The organism is Arthrobacter hankyongi (assembly GCF_022012395.1).
In the GTDB taxonomy this organism is placed as follows: Bacteria; Actinomycetota; Actinomycetes; order Actinomycetales; family Micrococcaceae; genus Crystallibacter; species Crystallibacter hankyongi.
The window spans coordinates 22,580-39,478 of the sequence record NZ_JAKLTQ010000021.1; the positions used below are offsets into that span (position 1 = coordinate 22,580).

General features: G+C 70.5%; 12 protein-coding genes. 2 read left to right on the forward strand and 10 right to left on the reverse strand.

The genetic code is table 11. The features are described from left to right. Positions 1–279: 279 nt before the first annotated feature. From LVY72_RS19910 to LVY72_RS19930, 5 genes are all read right to left on the reverse strand, one after another. On the reverse strand, positions 280–1,782 hold the full coding sequence (locus tag LVY72_RS19910; RefSeq protein WP_237825733.1) for an ABC transporter ATP-binding protein: 1,503 nt from the start codon (positions 1,780–1,782) through the stop codon (positions 280–282). After that, positions 1,782–2,519, reverse strand: a complete 738-nt coding sequence (locus tag LVY72_RS19915) for an energy-coupling factor transporter transmembrane component T family protein (RefSeq protein ID WP_237825735.1) — start codon at positions 2,517–2,519, stop codon at positions 1,782–1,784. The genes LVY72_RS19910 and LVY72_RS19915 overlap by 1 nt, the downstream gene beginning before the upstream one ends. A 13-nt stretch (positions 2,520–2,532) precedes the next feature. Then, the gene (locus LVY72_RS19920) at positions 2,533–3,330 is read right to left on the reverse strand and encodes an ECF transporter S component (RefSeq protein ID WP_237825738.1); all 798 of its coding nucleotides are present in this window, start codon (positions 3,328–3,330) and stop codon (positions 2,533–2,535) included. A gap of 113 nt (positions 3,331–3,443) precedes the next feature. After that, positions 3,444–4,469 carry a nucleoside hydrolase gene (locus LVY72_RS19925; protein WP_237825741.1) on the reverse strand — a complete coding sequence of 342 codons (1,026 nt, stop codon included), beginning with the start codon at positions 4,467–4,469 and terminating at the stop codon, positions 3,444–3,446. A 2-nt stretch (positions 4,470–4,471) separates the two neighbouring features. Beyond that, entirely contained in the window at positions 4,472–5,446 is a 975-nt protein-coding gene (locus tag LVY72_RS19930; protein WP_237825745.1) for an aldo/keto reductase, read from the reverse strand. A 119-nt stretch (positions 5,447–5,565) separates the two neighbouring features. On the opposite strand from LVY72_RS19930, the gene argG reads away from it, so the two are divergent. Further along, the gene (gene argG, locus LVY72_RS19935) at positions 5,566–6,993 is read left to right on the forward strand and encodes an argininosuccinate synthase (RefSeq protein ID WP_237825755.1); all 1,428 of its coding nucleotides are present in this window, start codon (positions 5,566–5,568) and stop codon (positions 6,991–6,993) included. 118 nt (positions 6,994–7,111) lie between these two features. Beyond that, complete coding sequence (gene mug / locus LVY72_RS19940; protein ID WP_237825757.1) at positions 7,112–7,690, forward strand: G/U mismatch-specific DNA glycosylase; 579 nt, start codon at positions 7,112–7,114, stop codon at positions 7,688–7,690. Positions 7,691–7,722: 32 nt separating this feature from the next. On the opposite strand, the gene LVY72_RS19945 is transcribed toward mug, so the two are convergent. The 5 genes from LVY72_RS19945 to LVY72_RS19965 form a co-directional block, all read right to left on the reverse strand. Then, positions 7,723–8,286 (reverse strand): hypothetical protein, encoded by a 564-nt coding sequence (locus LVY72_RS19945; RefSeq protein WP_237825759.1) that lies wholly within the window; start codon positions 8,284–8,286, stop codon positions 7,723–7,725. After that, positions 8,283–10,268 carry a 1-deoxy-D-xylulose-5-phosphate synthase gene (gene dxs, locus LVY72_RS19950; RefSeq protein ID WP_237825765.1) on the reverse strand — a complete coding sequence of 662 codons (1,986 nt, stop codon included), beginning with the start codon at positions 10,266–10,268 and terminating at the stop codon, positions 8,283–8,285. Before dxs ends, LVY72_RS19945 begins: the two co-directional genes overlap by 4 nt. Positions 10,269–10,453: 185 nt before the next feature. After that, a complete protein-coding gene (gene acnA, locus LVY72_RS19955) occupies positions 10,454–13,243 on the reverse strand; it encodes an aconitate hydratase AcnA (protein WP_237825768.1) in 2,790 nt (929 codons plus the stop codon). A gap of 202 nt (positions 13,244–13,445) precedes the next feature. After that, the gene (locus LVY72_RS19960) at positions 13,446–14,837 is read right to left on the reverse strand and encodes a class I SAM-dependent RNA methyltransferase (RefSeq protein WP_237825772.1); all 1,392 of its coding nucleotides are present in this window, start codon (positions 14,835–14,837) and stop codon (positions 13,446–13,448) included. Continuing rightward, complete coding sequence (locus LVY72_RS19965; protein WP_237825774.1) at positions 14,838–16,811, reverse strand: APC family permease; 1,974 nt, start codon at positions 16,809–16,811, stop codon at positions 14,838–14,840. Positions 16,812–16,899 lie beyond the last annotated feature (88 nt).

The window sequence follows — 16,899 nt, forward strand, 5'->3', positions numbered from 1 at the left end:
GACCATGGAAAGTTGTACAGCCGGCTTCGCCCCGGCCATGACGGACACCGTGACGCTGGCATCCTCGCCAGGCTGGTCCTGGGCAAGCCGACAGGCCTCCTGGCCGCTCCCTAGCTGATAGCCAGAAGAACTGGCAACGGACTGCTCGACCGAAGCATCACGGCCTGCCCGAAGAGAGCCGGATCGGCAGCTGGCCCATCCCGTATGCTTGCTTGCCGCACCGACCATCAGCCGGCCCGGCACCTGCATGTCTCCGTAACCACGCGGTGCGGCCAGACCTTACCGTCCGCCGCCGGATCCGGCGGCCGGCACCCCGGCCCCGAGCGCCACCGCCCGGTGGCAGTGGCTGCGGGCGAACTCCAGGTCGTGCGTGGACAGCAGCACCCCGGCCCCGCGAGCCACGGCGTCGGCAAGGATCCGGCCCAGCAGGGCGCGGCCGTGCCCGTCCAGCGACACCGTGGGTTCGTCCAGCACCAGCACCCGGGGACGGCGGGCCAGCACGGTGGCCAGCGCCACCAGCCGCCGCTGCGATGCGGGCAGCTCGTACGGATGGACGTCTGCCACGGCCGACAGACCGCAGGCCTCGAGCGCCTCGCCGACGGCGTCCGGTGCCGGCCGCGAGCGCGGCGGGCCGAAGGAGACCTCGCGCCGCACGGTGCGTTCGAACAGTTGGTCCGCCGGGTTCTGGAACAGCAGCCCGGCCACGGACGCCAGCTCGCCCACGGCAGCGGCCGCGGCGTCCAGCCCGGCGACCCGGACGATGCCGCCATCCGGGCGGATCAGGCCCAGGGCCATTTTGAGCAGCGTGGTCTTGCCGGTCCCGTTCGGTCCGGTGAGCGCGACGCATTCGCCCGCTGCCACGGTGAAGCTGACATCGGCCAGCAGCGGCTGGCCGCCGTCCTGTGCCGCATCCCGGCGGCCACGCAGCCTTCGGCGGGGCCGGCGGGCGGGTTCCGGATAGCTGTACCGGACGCCGCGGTATTCGAGCGCGGCCGCGGCACGCGGGGCCGGCAGGGCAGCCTCCGGGCCGGCGCCGGGAACCACGACGCCGGCTTTGGCCGCGTGCCTGTGGACGGCGTCCGGACCGTCGGCCACTGGCACGCCGTCCCGCAGCAGCAGCGCCTGGCCGGCGTCGGCCGCCAGCGCGTCCACCAGGGTATGGGTGAGCACGACGACGGCGGTGCCGGCCGCGCGCAGCCTGCCGATGGTGCCGGCGACGCGTGCTGCGGCCGCGGCGTCCAGCCCGGCGAGGGGTTCGTCCAGTACCAGCACGCCCGCGCCGCACACGGCCGCGGCGGCGATCGCCACCAGCCGCTCCTGCCCGCCGGAGAGCCGGGCCGGATCGCGCTGCAGCAGGCTGCCCAGCTGCAGCCGGGCGGCGGCGTCGGCTATCCGGGCCTCCATCTGCGGCTGCGGCACGCCGGCGTTCTCGAGACCGAAGGCCAGTTCCTCCGCCACGGTGGAGCGGATCATGGACAGGTAGCTGCGTGCGTCCTGCGGCACGTACGCCACGTGCCGCGTCCACTGCCGCAGGTCGACAACGGGAGGTTCGCCGCCGCCGTCGTACTCCACGCTCTGGCCCGCCAGCCGGATGCTCCCGTCCAGCCGGCCTCCGGTCCTGCCCGGCAGGTAACCTGCCATGATGCCGGCCAGGGTGCTCTTGCCGCTGCCCGCACCGCCGGCGACCACGGTCAGCGAGCCCGGCGGCACGGACAGCCGCAGACCGGACAGCGCCAGCCGGGCGGCGTCCGGATAGCGGTAGCTGTTGATCCGCAGTTCCATCAGGCGCCCCATGGCAGGGCCAGGAACACCACGGCGGCTGCCGCGGCGCTCAGCACCAACACACACAGGACCCGTTCACTGCGGGGGAAGGCCACGCTGCGGTACTGCGTCCGGTTCCGGCCGCCGGGGAAACCGCGCAGTTGCAGGTGCACGGACCGCTCGGCGGCGTCCTGGATGCTGGCCAGCACCAGCGGGACGGCCCGGAGCCGGGCCGAGCGCAAGCGGGCGGCCGCTCCCCTGCCGCCGGTCCCGCGGATGGCCTGGGCCTGGCCGATCGCCCGGAGCCGGTCCGCGGTGGCGGGCACCAGGGCCAGGGTGGCGGCGACGATGTAGCCGAACTGGGCGGGGACCCCGGCAGCGTCCAGGGCACGGATCAGGGCGGCGCGGTCCACGGTGAGCGAATACAGCAGCACCACCAGCACGAAGGCTGCCGTGCGCAGGCCCAGGCCGCCGGCCGCGGCCAGCCCTTCGGCGGTGAGCCGGACCGGACCGGCGGCGAAGAGCTCCCGGCTGCCGGCCCGGTCGAACAGGGCGTGGACCATCAGCTGGGACAGCCACAACGGCGCCAGTACCGCTGCCGCGAGCGCGGCCAGCCGCCGGGCCGTCCCGGCCAGCGCCGCCGCTGCCAGCGCGGCGGCCGCCACGGCCAGGCTCAGCCACCAGCGGTTGGCCGCGAGGGTGACCGCCACGGTGGATGCCGCCAGGGCCAGCCCGGTGAAGGGGTGCAGTGCCGTCATGGGTGTGCCTGGGTCAGGCCTTGGCGCGCCGGGCGGCGGCCCGGGCCGGCAGTGGGAACTGCAGGCGGATCCGGCGCGGCAGGGCCAGCACCAACAGCGATGCCACCAGGAAAGCCACGGCCTTGTCGGCCGGGTCCGAGATCAGCGCCTGCTTGGTCACCGAGGCCAGCAGCGAGTCCCCCATGGCCCGGAACATGGCCACGATGGCTCCGGTCGCGGCGCCTGAGGTCCCGCCGTAGACGAAGGCCGCCACCGGGGCGGAGACCACGCCGGCCACAATGCCGGTGATGATCCCGGCGACGACGGCGACGTAGGGCCGCAGCGCACCGAGCCGCGCGGCGCTGCCGGCCAGCAGGCCGATCACCGCGGCGCCGGCGGCGAAGGGCAGCACCGTAGGGTTGAACAGGGACCAGACCAGCGAGCCGAGCACGCCGGTGGCGGCACCGGCGGAGCGGCCGGCCAGGAAACCGACCAGCACCGTGCCGATCGAGTCCAGGTACAGCGGCACCAGCGTGCTGCCGACGAACTGGCCGAGCACGATGTTCAGCACCAGGCCCACCGGGATGAGCGCCACGACGGTGGTGGGCAGCTGCGGCAGGACGCCGGCCAGCAGCAGCACCGCGCCGGCAAGGTAGCCGGCGAAGGCGGTGACGGCCGGCCAGCTGGCCAGCCCGGCCGCGGCCTCGGTGGGTTGGAGCAGCACCAGCATCAGGTAGGTGGCGGCGATCAGGGCGGCGCCGAGCAGCGGCAGCAGGCGCGCCCGCAGCGGGGTGGCGCCGCCGGTGGCGGGCAGGGTCAGCGAAGTGGACACAGGAATTCCTCGAAATCAGGGAAGCTTTGGCTAGGCCTATGTCACCTCGACCCGAAGAACCAGTTTACCGAACCGGCCTGCCCGACTACTCCGCCGGGAAAATTGGGCGGAGCTCAGGCCTGCCGTCGGGCCAGCGCGGCGATGGAGCCGACCATCTCGTCGAACACCGCCGGCGGATCGTTCCAGCACACGATCTTCGCATTCGGCTTCCGGCCCCAGAGCCCGCGGTAGTCCGCGACCGTGGTGCCGACCAGCGGTCCCGGCCGGGTTTCCACGTGCACGGTGGCGGTCCGGGTCCGGTAGTCCACGGTCCCGGCGGCGACGGCCGCGGCGAAGACGTCGTGGACGTGGGCGATGTAGCCCTGGTCGTAGCGCCGGTGGAACTCGAAGTAGAAGCGCAGGGCATCGGACAGAGCCCGGACCAGCGGCACCGACGCCGTGCTGCGCGTGCCCTCCGGATCTTCGGGCCATACCAGCTCCGGCTCCGCGCAGCCGGCCTCGCGGGCCAGCCGCTCCACGTGGCCGGGCTGCAGCTCGATCCGCTCGGTCATCTCCAGCGCGCACACGATCGGCAGCCGCTCCTCAGGCTGGCCCTCGAAGGCGGCGAACACCTCGGCGGCCGCATGCGGGTCCACGTGCGTGTTCCACTCGGCCGTGGGGGTGGTGTTGCCCTGGTAAAAATAGCTGCCGCCCATGATCACGGTCCGCTTGAGCAGTTCCGGCAGGCGCGGCTCCTGGCGCAGGGCGAGCGCGAAGTTGGTCAGCGGGGCGGTGATCAGGGCGGTCAGCTCGCCCGGGTTCCGCCGGGCGGCCTCGACCCAGCGGTCGACGGCGCCGGTCTGCGGCGCCTGTCCCGGGGCCGGCAGCTCTGCGTAGCCCAGGCCCTGCGGCCCATGGGTCTCCGGCGTGGTGACCAAGGGTATTTCCAGCGGCCCGTCGGCGCCGATGGCCACCGGCACCCTGGGCCGGCCGCACAGCTGCAGCAGGGCCAGGTTGTTGCGCGCCACCTGTTCGGCGGACACGTTCCCGGGAGTGCTGGCGATGGACACCAGGTCCACCTGGTCCTGGCTGAGCAGGTAGACCAGGGCCAGCGCGTCGTCGATGCCGGTGTCGTTGTCGAACAGGATGCGCTCGGCCACGGCTAGAACAGGGCGACCTTGGGCTCGCGCGGGAAGAGTTCGTCCAGTTCGGCCAGGTCCGCCTCGCCGGGCACCCAGGAGACCGCCTCGGCGTTCTGCTTCACCTGCTCCACCCGGGTGGCCCCGGCGATCACCGAACCGACGGCGGGCTGGGCCGCAAGCCAGGAAAAGGCCACCTGGACCTCGGTGAGCCGGCGCTTTTCGGCAAAGCGGGAGAACTGCCCGAGCTGGACCCAGTCCGCCTCGGTGAGCAGGTTGGTGCGCGAATGCGTCAGCCGGCTGCCCTCGGGCGTCTGGCCTGCCTTGTACTTGCCGGTGAGCAGCCCGTTGGCCAGCGGGAAGTACGGCAGCACGCCGAGCCCGTACGCCTCGGCGGCCGGGATGACCTCCAGTTCGGCGCGGCGGTCCAGCAGGTTGTAGTGGCTCTGGCTGGAGATGAAGGGGGTGTAGCCGCCGATCCGGGCGGCGAACTCGGCCTCGGCGATCTGCCAGCCGGCCCGATTGGAATGGCCGATGTAGCGCACCTTGCCGGCACGGACGAGGTCATCCAGCGCGGAGAGGGTTTCGTCGATCGGGGTCAGTGGGTCGGGTGTGTGGAACTGGTAAAGGTCGATCCAGTCCGTGCCCAGCCGGCGCAGCGAGGCTTCGACCGCCTTGATGATGTAGCGCCGGGAACCGCGGGCGCCGAAGTCGCGGCCGTTGGCCCCGCGCATATCCATGCCGAACTTGGTCGCCACCACCACGTCCCCGCGCCGGCTCCCCAGCGCCTTGCCGAGGAACTGCTCGCTCAGGCCCGGCTCCCGGCCGTAGGTGTCCGCGACGTCGAAAAGCGTAATCCCGGCGTCGACCGCGGCGTGCACGACGGCGTCGGTGCCTTCCTGCGTCTCGGTGGCGGTTCCGGGGCGGCCGAGGTTGTTGCAGCCCAGGCCGACAGCGGAGACGGTCAGGCCGGAGGTTCCGAGGCGGCGGTAGTCCATGGCACGCATCCTACCCCGCGGCTGCCGGACGCCGTACGGGCATGACATCCGTCACGTCATGGAGCCTGCGGCCGCGGCCGCTTCGGACAAACCCGCCCACAGCGCATACCATCCTTAGCATGGCCAAAGTTCTGACTTCCCTTCCCGCCGGCGAGCGCGTCGGCATCGCCTTCTCCGGTGGACTTGATACCTCCGTCGCGGTCGCGTGGATGCGCGACGGCGGCGCCGTCCCCTGCACCTACACTGCCGACCTCGGCCAGTACGACGAACCGGACATCGACGCGGTCCCGGGGCGGGCCGCCGAGTACGGCGCCGAGATCGCCCGTCTGGTGGACTGCAAGCCCGCGCTGGTGGAGGAAGGCCTGGCCGCGCTGGCCTGCGGTGCGTTCCACATCCGCAGCGCCGGCCGCGCCTACTTCAACACCACCCCGCTGGGCCGCGCGGTGACCGGCACCCTGCTGGTGCGGGCCATGCGCGAGGACGGCGTGGACATCTGGGGTGACGGCTCCACCTACAAGGGCAACGACATCGAGCGCTTCTACCGCTACGGGCTGCTGGCCCACCCGCGGCTGCGCATCTACAAGCCGTGGCTGGACCCGCACTTCGTCACCGAACTGGGTGGGCGCAAGGAGATGTCCGAATGGCTCACCGCGCACAACTTCCCCTACCGCGACTCCGCCGAAAAGGCCTACAGCACCGACGCCAACATCTGGGGTGCTACGCACGAGGCCAAGACCCTCGAACACCTGGACACCAGCCTGGAGACGGTCGAGCCGATCATGGGCGTGGCGTTCTGGCGCGACGACGTGGAGATCCGCACCGAGGATGTGACCATCCGCTTCGAGGCGGGCCGGCCGGTGGCGATCAATGGCACCGAGTTCCCCGACGCCGTCGCCCTGGTCCAGGAAGCCAACGCCATCGGCGGCCGGCACGGCCTGGGCATGTCCGACCAGATCGAGAACCGCATCATCGAGGCCAAGTCCCGCGGCATCTACGAAGCGCCCGGCATGGCTCTGCTGCACATTGCCTATGAGCGGCTGCTGAACGCCATCCACAACGAAGACACCGTGGCCAACTACCACGCCGAAGGCCGCCGGCTGGGCCGCCTGATGTACGAAGGCCGCTGGCTGGACCCGCAGTCCCTGATGCTGCGCGAGTCGCTGCAGAAGTGGGTGGGCTCGGCCGTAACCGGCGAGGTCACCCTGCGCCTGCGCCGCGGCGAGGACTACACCATCCTGGACACCACCGGGCCGGGGCTGAGCTACCACCCGGACAAGCTGTCCATGGAACGCGTAGGCGACGCCGCCTTCGGCCCGCTGGACCGCATCGGCCAGCTGACCATGCGCAACCTGGACATCGCCGATTCCCGGTCCAGGCTGGAACAGTACGCCGCCCAGGGCCTGGTGGGTGGTCCGACCGCCGAACTGGTGGGTGCGTTGGAAGCCGGCGGTGCCAACCAGATCGCGGATACCGTCGGGCAGGACGCGGCCAGCCGCGCCGCGGACGAAGCGCTGGACCGCGCAGCGTTCGACGCCGGAACCGACTGATCCCTCCGACCCCGCCCGGGCGGAGCAACCGCCGAGGCCCGGCGCCCCTCAGGGGTGCCGGGCCTCGGCCTTCTTGCAGCGCGTCTGCGGGAGGCTTCGCGTGTGGCAGAGTGGTGGCGTGGCCTTCACCCGCACCGAACTGCTCGCGTTCCAGGATGCGCTCGTCCCCGATCTCCTGGGTCCGGGCCTGCGCCTGCTGTTCGTCGGCATCAATCCCGGCCTGTGGTCCGCCGCCACCGGCTCGCATTTCGCCCGGCCGGGCAACCGCTTCTATCCGGCGCTGGCCGCCGCCGGCATCACCGACCATGTGATTCGCGCGGCGGACGGCATGGCCGAGCAGGACCGCAGGCACCTGGTCTCGCGCGGCGTCGGCATCACCAACATTGTCCCGCGGGCCACGGCACGGGCCGACGAGCTGACCCGGGAGGAGCTCAAGGCCGGTGGCCGGAAACTGGCCGGAAAAGTCGAGGCGCTCGCGCCGCAGGCAGTGGCAGTGGCGGGCATCAGCGCCTACCGAGTGGCGTTCGGACGGCCGTCGGCGCAGCTGGGCCGCCAGCCGGAGCGGATCGCCGGAGCCGAACTCTGGGCGGTGCCGAATCCGAGCGGCCTCAATGCCCACCACAATGTGGCCACACTGGCCGCCGCCTACCGCGAGGCAGCCCTTGCGGCAGGCCTTGACTTGGCACAGCCGGCATAGCGCCGGCGGGAGTTGCGTGCTGCGGGATCCCGTTAGTCCAGGCTGAACGTGCCCTTGGCCGGCATCGGATGCTTCTGCCGGATGGCGGACAGCTCCGCGTAGGGCGCCACCCCGATGCTGAGCTTGGTGAAGTCCAGCTTCGCCTCGCGCAGGCAGGTTTTGACGGCACCCACGGCTTTCACCGGGTCCGGCGACAGCAGGTAGATGTTCAGCCGGTGCGGGACGAATTCGGAGCGCTCCACGGTGCCCAGCCCGCGCCAGGCCAGGTGCTCGGCGAGCACCTCCTTGGCTTTACCCTCCAGGTAGCGGTCCCGGTCCGTCCCGTCCGCACTCTTGAGCGTGTACTGGGCCACCACCCAGGACTGCTCCCCCGGTTCCAGTTCCACATAGCCGTCGGCGGCGCACTGTTCGGCGAAGGCGGCCAGCAGCCCGGGCGCCTCCTCGGGGCCGAAACCGCCGGTCTCCTGGGTGGTGCTCCGGTGCCCCACGGTGCCGTGGTTGACCACGAACTGCCCGTCGGCCGCGTCATACCAGGCCTCGCGGAAGGTCAAGGTACCGTCTTCGCCGCGCCGGTACACGCGCAGGAAGTCGTTCACTGGATCTTCGGCAACTGGCCGGTGGGCAGGTCCTGGCCCGGCAGGGGCCGGGCGAAAGGCACCTTGGTGCCCAGAACCTGGGCGACGACGTCGTGCGTCACCTGCTGTGCGGTCAGGCCCACACGTTCGAATACCTCGGCGCGCGTGCCGTGGGCCAGGAACTCGACCGGCAGACCCACCTCGTTCAGGGCCGTGTCCACGCCGGCGGCGCGCATTTCCTGCCGGATCCGCGAACCGACGCCGCCGGCCCGCACGCCGTCCTCGATCACGATCACGATCCGGTGCCGGGCAGCCAGGGCAATGATCGACCGCGGCACCGGCAGGACCCAGCGCGGATCCACCACGGTGGAGGTGATCCCCTGCGCGCCGAGCCGGCCGGAGACATCCAGCGCCAGCTCGCTCATCGCACCCACGCTGACGATCAGCACATCATTGTCACCGGCGTCCGAGTCCGCTCCGGACGGGCGCCGCGCCAGCACGTCCACGCCGTCGTGCAGCCGCTCGACGGCCTGGATTTCCCGGCCCACCGAGCCTTTGGAGAAACGCACCACGCTGGGGGCGTCGTCGATGGCCACGGCCTCGCGCAGCTCCTCGCGCAGCCGGGTGGCATCCCGCGGTGCGGCCAGGTGCAGGCCGGGGATGATCTGCAGCATGGACAGGTCCCACATGCCGTGGTGGCTGGGCCCGTCCGGGCCGGTCACCCCGGCGCGGTCCAGCACCACGGTGACGCCGGCCTTGTGCAGCGCCACGTCCATCAGCAGCTGGTCCAGCGCGCGGTTCAGGAAGGTCGCGTACAGCGCCACTACCGGGTGCAGGCCGCCGAAGGCCATGCCGGCGGCGCTGGCCAGCGCGTGCTGTTCGGCGATGCCGACGTCGAATACCCGGTCCGGATGCTTGGCGGCGAACTTGTGCAGGCCCACCGGGATGAGCATGGCGCCGGTGATGCCCACGATGTCCTCGCGCTCGTCGGCGATGTCGGCGATCTCGCTGGCGAACACCGAGGTCCAGGACTGGGCGCCGCCGGCTTCGACCGGTTCGCCGGTTTCCGGATCGATCACCCCGACGGCGTGGAACTGGTCCGCCTCGTGGGCCCGCGCCGGGGCATAGCCGCGGCCCTTCTCGGTCATGGCGTGCACGATCACCGGCCCGCCGTAGTTCCTGGCCTGGCGCAGCGCGTCCTCGATGGCCAGCTGGTCATGGCCGTCGATGGGGCCGATGTACTTCATGCCCAGGTCCTCGAAGAGTCCCTGCGGGGCCCACCAGTCCTTGATGCCCTTCTTGGCAGCGTGCAGGCTCTTGTAGGCGAACTGGCCGACGATCCCGCCGTTCTGCAGCTTGCGCTTCCACCAGTCCAGCGTGTCCTCGTAGGCCGTGTGGGTGCGGAACCTGTCGATGGTCGAGCGCAGCGCGGCCAGTTGGTCCGCCAGGCCGCCGATGGTCGGGGCGTAGGAACGGCCGTTGTCGTTGACCACGATCACCACGCGGCGCTTCTTGTCCGCGGCGATGTTGTTCACAGCTTCCCAGGCCATGCCGCCGGTCAGCGCACCGTCGCCGACGACGGCGACGACGTACCGGTCCCCCTCGCCGGTCAGCTGGCGGGCGCGCGAGATGCCGTCCGCCCAGGACAGCGAGGAGGAGGCGTGCGAGCTTTCGACGATGTCGTGCACGGACTCGGAGCGGTCCGGGTAGCCGGCCAGGCCGCCCTGCTGGCGCAGGGTGTCGAAATCCTGCCGTCCGGTGACCAGCTTGTGCACATAGGCCTGGTGGCCGGTATCGAAGACAATGCTGTCGCGCGGCGAATCGAACACCCGGTGGATGCCCAGAGTCAGCTCCACCACGCCCAGGTTCGGACCGAGGTGGCCGCCGGTCCGGGACACCTTGGTGATCAGGAACCGGCGGATCTCCGCCGCAAGGGCGGCCAGCTGATGGCTGCTGAGCTTGCTGAGGTCCTGCGGACTGTGGATTGTCTCGAGTAGACCCATGGAAGCCTTCCTAACGTCTGTTGCATCTTGCCCCCCGGGACGGCCCGCCGCCCATGTTCGCCTGCACACGCCGGGCCAAACACTTAACCATAGCGCGCCGAAGGCCCCCGGCCCGCCGTGCGGCGGAGTCCGGGGGCCTTCGGGGTGCCCCTGCGGGGCAACGGTGGCCGCTTATTGGCTACCGGTTACTTACCGGAGATCTGCCGCAGCACGTACTGCAGGATGCCTCCGTTGCGGTAGTAGTCGGCCTCGCCCGGGGTGTCGATGCGCACCACGGCGTCGAAGCTCGTGGTGGAGCCGTCCCCGGCGGTGGCGGTGACCTTCAGCGTCTTCGGCGTGGTGCCGTTGTTGAGTTCGGTCACACCCTCGACGGAGAAGGTCTCCTCGCCGGTCAGGCCCAGCGAATTGGCGTTCTGCCCGGCCGGGAACTGCAGCGGCAGCACGCCCATGCCGATCAGGTTCGAGCGGTGGATCCGCTCGAAGCTCTCGGCAACGACGGCCTTGACACCCAGCAGCGCGGTGCCCTTGGCGGCCCAGTCGCGCGAGGACCCCGAACCGTACTCCTTGCCGGCCAGCACCACCAGCGGGGTGCCGGCGGCCTGGTAGTTCATCGCCGCGTCGTAGATGTACGCCTGCGGGCCGCCGGTCTGGGTGAAGTCGCGGGTGAAGCCGCCCTCCACGCCGTCCAGCAGCTGGTTCTTGATTCGGATATTCGCGAACGTGCCGCGGATCATCACCTCGTGGTTGCCGCGGCGCGAGCCGTAGGAGTTGAAGTCCTTGCGCTCCACGCCGTGCTCCAGCAGGTAGCGGCCCGCCGGGGTGTCGGACTTGAAGGAACCGGCCGGGCTGATGTGGTCGGTGGTGACCGAATCGCCCAGCTTGGCCAGCACACGGGCACCGGTGATGTCGGCAACCGGCTCGGGCTGGGCCTTCATGCCCTCGAAGTACGGCGGCTTGCGCACGTAGGTGGACTGCGAATCCCAGGCGAAGGTGTCACCCTCGGGGGTATTGAGCGACTTCCAGCGGTCGTCGCCGTCGAAGACGCCCTCGTAGCCCTTGGCGAACATTTCCTCGTCGATGGACGAATCGATGACCTGCTGGACCTCGACCGGGTTCGGCCAGATGTCGCGCAGGAACACATCGTTGCCCTCGGAGTCCTGGCCCAGCGCGTCCTTCTCGAAGTCGAAGTCCATCGAGCCGGCCAGGGCATAGGCGATGACCAGCGGCGGGGAGGCCAGGTAGTTCATCTTCACGTCCGGATTGATCCGGCCCTCGAAGTTGCGGTTACCGGAGAGCACCGCGGTGACGGAGAGGTCGTTGGCCTGGACGGCCTCCGAGATCTCGGTCTCGAGCGGGCCGGAGTTGCCGATGCAGGTGGCGCAGCCGTAGCCGACGATGTAGAAGCCGAGCTTCTCCAGGTACGGGGTCAGGCCGGACTTCTCGTAGTAGTCCGTGACCACCTTCGAGCCCGGCGCCACCGAGGTCTTGACCCACGGCTTGGAGGTCAGGCCCTTGTCCACGGCGTTGCGGGCCAGCAGCGCGGCGGCCAGCATCACCGAGGGGTTGGAGGTGTTGGTGCAGGAGGTGATGGACGCGATCGAAACCGCGCCGTGGTCCAGCACGAACTCCCGGCCGTCGGCCGTCTTCACCGGCACCGGCTTGCTCTGGCGGCCATTCGAGTTGGCGGCGGCCGAGTGGCGGACGGTGGACGTCATGGCCGGGGAATCGGAAGCCGGGAAGGACTCCTCCAAGGCCTCGTCCAGCGCATCCTCGTTGGCGGCCGTGACGTAGTTGCCCAGGTCCTTGCGGAACTGATCCTTGGCGTGGGTCAGCTCGATCCGGTCCTGCGGACGCTTCGGGCCGGCGATCGAGGGGACCACGGTGGACAGGTCCAGCTCCAGGTACTCGGAGAACTTCAGTTCACGCGAGGGATCGTGCCAGAGACCCTGTTCCTTGGTGTAGGCCTCGACCAGGGCGACGTTCTCCTCGGAGCGGCCGGTCAGGCGCAGGTACTCCAGGGTCACGTCGTCGATCGGGAACATCGCGGCGGTGGAGCCGAACTCCGGGCTCATGTTGCCGATGGTGGCGCGGTTGGCCAGCGGTACCTGGGCCACGCCCTCGCCGTAGAATTCCACGAACTTGCCCACCACGCCGTGCTTGCGCAGCATCTCGGTGATGGTCAGCACCACGTCGGTGGCGGTCGCGCCGGCGGGGATGGAACCGGTGAGCTTGAAGCCGACCACGCGCGGGATCAGCATGGACACCGGCTGGCCCAGCATGGCGGCCTCGGCCTCGATGCCGCCCACGCCCCAGCCGAGCACGCCCAGGCCGTTGACCATGGTGGTGTGCGAGTCGGTACCCACGCAGGTATCCGGGTAGGCACGCAGCTTGCCCTCGATCTCGCGGGTCATGATGGTGCGCGCCAGGTACTCGATGTTGACCTGGTGCACGATGCCGGTTCCCGGGGGGACCACCTTGAAGTCGTCGAACGCGGTCTGGCCCCAGCGCAGGAACTGGTACCGCTCCCCGTTGCGCTGGTACTCGATCTCCATGTTGCGCTCGAGCGCCCCGGCGTTGCCGAAGACGTCGATCTGCACCGAGTGGTCAATGACCATCTCGGCCGGCGCCAGCGGGTTGACGCGCTTCGGGTCGCCGCCAAGGTCCTTGACCGCTTCGCGCATGGTCGCCAGGTCCACCACGCAGGGAACACCGGTGAAGTCCTGCATGATCACGCGGGCCGGGGTGAACTGGATTTCGGTCGAAGGCTGGGCATTCGGATCCCAGCCGGCCAGGGCGCGGACGTGGTCCGCGGTGATGTTCGCACCGTCTTCGGTCCGCAGCAGGTTCTCCAGCAGGACCTTGAGGCTGAACGGAAGGCTCTGTGCGCCTTCAACGGAATTCAGCCGGAAAATTTCGTACTCGGTGCCGCCGACGTTCAAGACGCCTTTGGAACCGAAGCTGTCCACATTACTCATAATAGGACTCCTCTCGCCACACTTTATCTTTGTCCGGGCCTAATCCACCCGCTAGTTAGGCTTTCCTAACTATGACGGCCGGCCAGACAGGGTCCGCAGCTTCACATCGCATACTTTGCAGCCAGCCTGCGCCGGCGCTATCCGGCCAGGCCAAAAACCGGTCTACGCGCAGCGGACGCGCCCGGAACAACTCCAACCCATCCTACCGACCGACGGGAGCCGGCGGCCGGAGGCTGGCGAACGATTCCATGTGGTGTGTGTGCGGGTACAGGTCGAAAACGCGCAGCGTGTCCAGCTCCCAGCCCAGCGACAGGAAATAGCCCAGGTCCCGGGCGAACGACGCCGGGTCGCACGCGACGTAGCCGACCACCCGCGGGCGCAGCTCGTCCAGCTGGCGGACCACCGTCCGGCCGGCCCCGGCCCGCGGCGGGTCCAGCACCACCGCATCGAGCCGGCCGGCGGGCTGCCGGCCGGACCGGCCCCGCCGCGGCGGATACTGCGAGCGGAGCACGCGGTCCACCCTGCCTTGGACAATCTCCACCTGCGGGACGGCGTGCAGGTTCTTGCGCGCATCCCGGCTGGTGCCGGCGGCCCCTTCCACGGACAGCACGCGGCCGGATCCGCCCACGGCCGCGGCCAGCGGTGCGGTGAACAGGCCGGCTCCGGCGTACAGGTCCGCCACCCGCTCGCCCGGCTGCGGTCGCACGCCGTCGAGCACGGCACCGGTGAGGATTTGCGGCGCCTGGCGGTGGATCTGCCAGAACCCGTCCCCGGTGACCCGGAACTCATGCTTGCCGCAGCTCTCCAGCACCCAGCTGCGTCCGCGCAGCCTGGTCAGCTGCTGCTGCTCCGGCTCCCAGACCGCCACCGAGACCGGCCGGTCCGCGCCGGCTGCGACCGCCGCGGCCACCTCGGCCAGCCGGCCCGGGCTGGTGCCGGTCTCGGGGATCAGCAGCACCAGCGGAACCGAACCGTTGGCCGGGGCGGCCACTTCCACCCGGGCCACCCCGGCCAGGTCAACGTCCCAGAGGGCCAACGCATTGATGGCATCGACGGCCAGCGGCATCTGCTGCACCGGGATGAGTTCCTCGGAACGGTGCGCGTGCATCGCCAGCCGTCCGGAGGCGTCCACGGCGAAGGCCGTCCGGGTGCGCCAACCCAGGCCGCCGTCGTGCTCCTCGCCGGCCGGCTCCACCTCGACATCGCGGTCGATGCGGGCCAGCCGCTGCAGCTGCTCGGCGAAGACGGCGGCCTTGAGCCGGCGCTGCTCGGCCAGCGCTATGTGCCCGAATTCCGCACCACCCACCGGTACGCCGCCGGCGCCGGCAGCCAGCAGCGCGTCCGCCGGCTGCCACGGATGCGCCACCCGGTGCTCCGAAGGCTCCAGCACCTGGACGGTGTCCGCACGCCAGAAGCCGGCGTCGGTGCCGCCGTCGGTGACCCGGGCCAGCACGCGCTCGCCCGGCAGGGCATGGCGGACAAAGACCACCCGGCCCTCATGCCGGGCCACGAAGTGTCCGCCGTGCGCGGGATTGCCGATGTTCAGCTCGAGCACCTGCCCGGTGGTATCGGCGGGGGTTGTCGGTTCTGCCATTCAGCCAAGCTCCTGGTATCTGCTGACGGCGTCGGAAGAGGCCAGCTGCCACGGCACGCTGGCGACCATGACACCCGGTTCGAAGTGCAGCCGCGTCTTGATCCGCAGCGCTGTCTGGTTGTGCACCAGCTGCTCCCACCAGCGGCCCACCACGTATTCGGGGATGTAGACCACTACGAGGTCGCGGGGCGAGTCCCGCCGGATGTTCTTGATGTAGTCAAGGATGGGCGTGGTGGTTTCCCGATACGGCGAGGCCAGCACGGTGATCGGCACCGGAATCTTCAGCCGTTCCCAGTCCGCCAGGGTGGCCGCCGTTTCGGCCGGATCGATGTCCACCACCACGGCGTCCAGCCGGGACGGCCGCGAGGCGCGTGCGAAGGCCAGCGCCCGCAGCACCGGCTTGCGTACGTGCGAGACCAGGATGACGGCGTGGACCCGGGACGGCAGCGCGGTGGCCGGGTGGGCCGGGTCCACCGCCAGCTCCCGGCCCAGCCGCTCATAGTGGCGGTTGATGCTGTACATGACCAGGGACAGCACGGTGATCCCGAGCACCACCAGCCAGGCGCCGAAGATGAACTTGCTCGCCAGCACCACGACCAGCACGGTGGCGGTGAGTACGAAGCCGATCAGGTTCATCAGCCGCGACCGGCCCATCTGGTAGCGCACCCGGCGGTGCGGGGTGGCACGCATTTGGCGGGTCCAGTGCCGGATCATGCCCAGCTGGCTGACCGTAAAGGAGACGAAGACACCCACCACGTACAGCTGGATCAGCCGGGTGACGTCGGCGCCAAAGAGCAGCACCAGCACCAGCGCGGCACCGGCCAGGGTCAGCACGCCGTTGCTGTAGCCAAGCCGGTCCCCGCGGGTGCGCAGCTGCCGGGGCAGGAAGCCGTCGATGGCCAGGATCGAGGCCAGGGCCGGGAAGGAGCCGAAGGCCATGTGGCCGGCCAGGGCCAGCACCAGTACGGTGGCGGCCATGACCAGGTAGAAGAGCGGATGGCCCACGTTGAAGACCGTGCCGGCCAGCTGGCTGAGCACCGGCATCTGGAAGTAGCCGGCCGGCAACGGTTCGCCGTCCAGCCGCAGCTGCTCGGCCGGGGACTGCACCACATGCACCTGGGTGAGCCGGGCCAGGTAGATCACGGAGATGGTCATCACCGACGCGGCCACGCCCAGCGCCACCAGGGTGGCCGCGGCGTTCCGGGACCGGGGCGCCTGGAACGACGGCACGTTGCTGGCGGGCGTCTCCACCCCGGTGAGCGCCGCGGCGCCGGTGGAAAACGCCCTGAGCACCAGCAGCGCGCCGGCCAGCCCTGCCAACCCGGCGTCCAGCCCCGGCTCGGGGACGATCTCGAATCCTGCGCTGGGCGCCAGGCCCAGCCGGCCGGTAATGCTCTGGACGAAGCCGACGGCGCACATCAGCAGCACGGCCGCCATAAAGATATAGGTGGGCGCGGCGATGGCGCGGCCGCTCTGGCGCACCCCGCGCAGGCTCATCAGCGCCAGGCCACAGACGCCGGCGGCGGCGACCGCCGGCTGCCAGCCGTGCAGCACGGGAATCGCCGAAACCACGTAGTGCGCGGCCGACGACATCGACACGGCCACGGTCAGGACGTAGTCCAGCATCAGGGCCGAGCCAACGACGATGCCGGCCTTGCTGCCCAGGTTCTCGCTGGCGATCTGGTAGTCCCCGCCGGAGGGGTAGGCGTGCACGCTCTGCCGGTACGATGCCACGATCACCAGCAGCACGACGATGACGGCCAGCCCCACCCACGGCGAGAGCGCCAGCGCCGCAGTCCCGGCCAGGGCCAGGGTCAGCAGGATTTCGTCCGGGGAATAGGCCACCGAGGACAGCGCGCTGGCCGAGAACAGGCCAAATGCCTCGCGTTTGGGCAGCGACTGCGGCTTCAGCCGTTCGCTGCGGAACGGCCTGCCCACCAGCAGCCGCTTGAGCGCGTCAAGGAAGGTCAGCACGTGGCGCACTCCCCCGCGCCGGCGCCTGGCCGGTCCGCCGCGCGCGCATTCGTATCCATCGGGTCCATCAGGAACCGAGTCTAGCCTC

What these genes read in the sequence shown, in the direction of transcription:
- LVY72_RS19910 (WP_237825733.1), bottom strand. Translation starts at nt 1,782, where the DNA reads ATGGAACTGCGGATCAACAGCTACCGCTATCCGGACGCCGCCCGGCTG.
- LVY72_RS19915 (WP_237825735.1), bottom strand. Translation starts at nt 2,519, where the DNA reads ATGACGGCACTGCACCCCTTCACCGGGCTGGCCCTGGCGGCATCCACC.
- LVY72_RS19930 (WP_237825745.1), bottom strand. Translation starts at nt 5,446, where the DNA reads ATGGACTACCGCCGCCTCGGAACCTCCGGCCTGACCGTCTCCGCTGTC.
- argG (WP_237825755.1), top strand. Translation starts at nt 5,566, where the DNA reads ATGGCCAAAGTTCTGACTTCCCTTCCCGCCGGCGAGCGCGTCGGCATC.
- dxs (WP_237825765.1), bottom strand. Translation starts at nt 10,268, where the DNA reads ATGGGTCTACTCGAGACAATCCACAGTCCGCAGGACCTCAGCAAGCTC.
- acnA (WP_237825768.1), bottom strand. Translation starts at nt 13,243, where the DNA reads ATGAGTAATGTGGACAGCTTCGGTTCCAAAGGCGTCTTGAACGTCGGC.
- LVY72_RS19960 (WP_237825772.1), bottom strand. Translation starts at nt 14,837, where the DNA reads ATGGCAGAACCGACAACCCCCGCCGATACCACCGGGCAGGTGCTCGAG.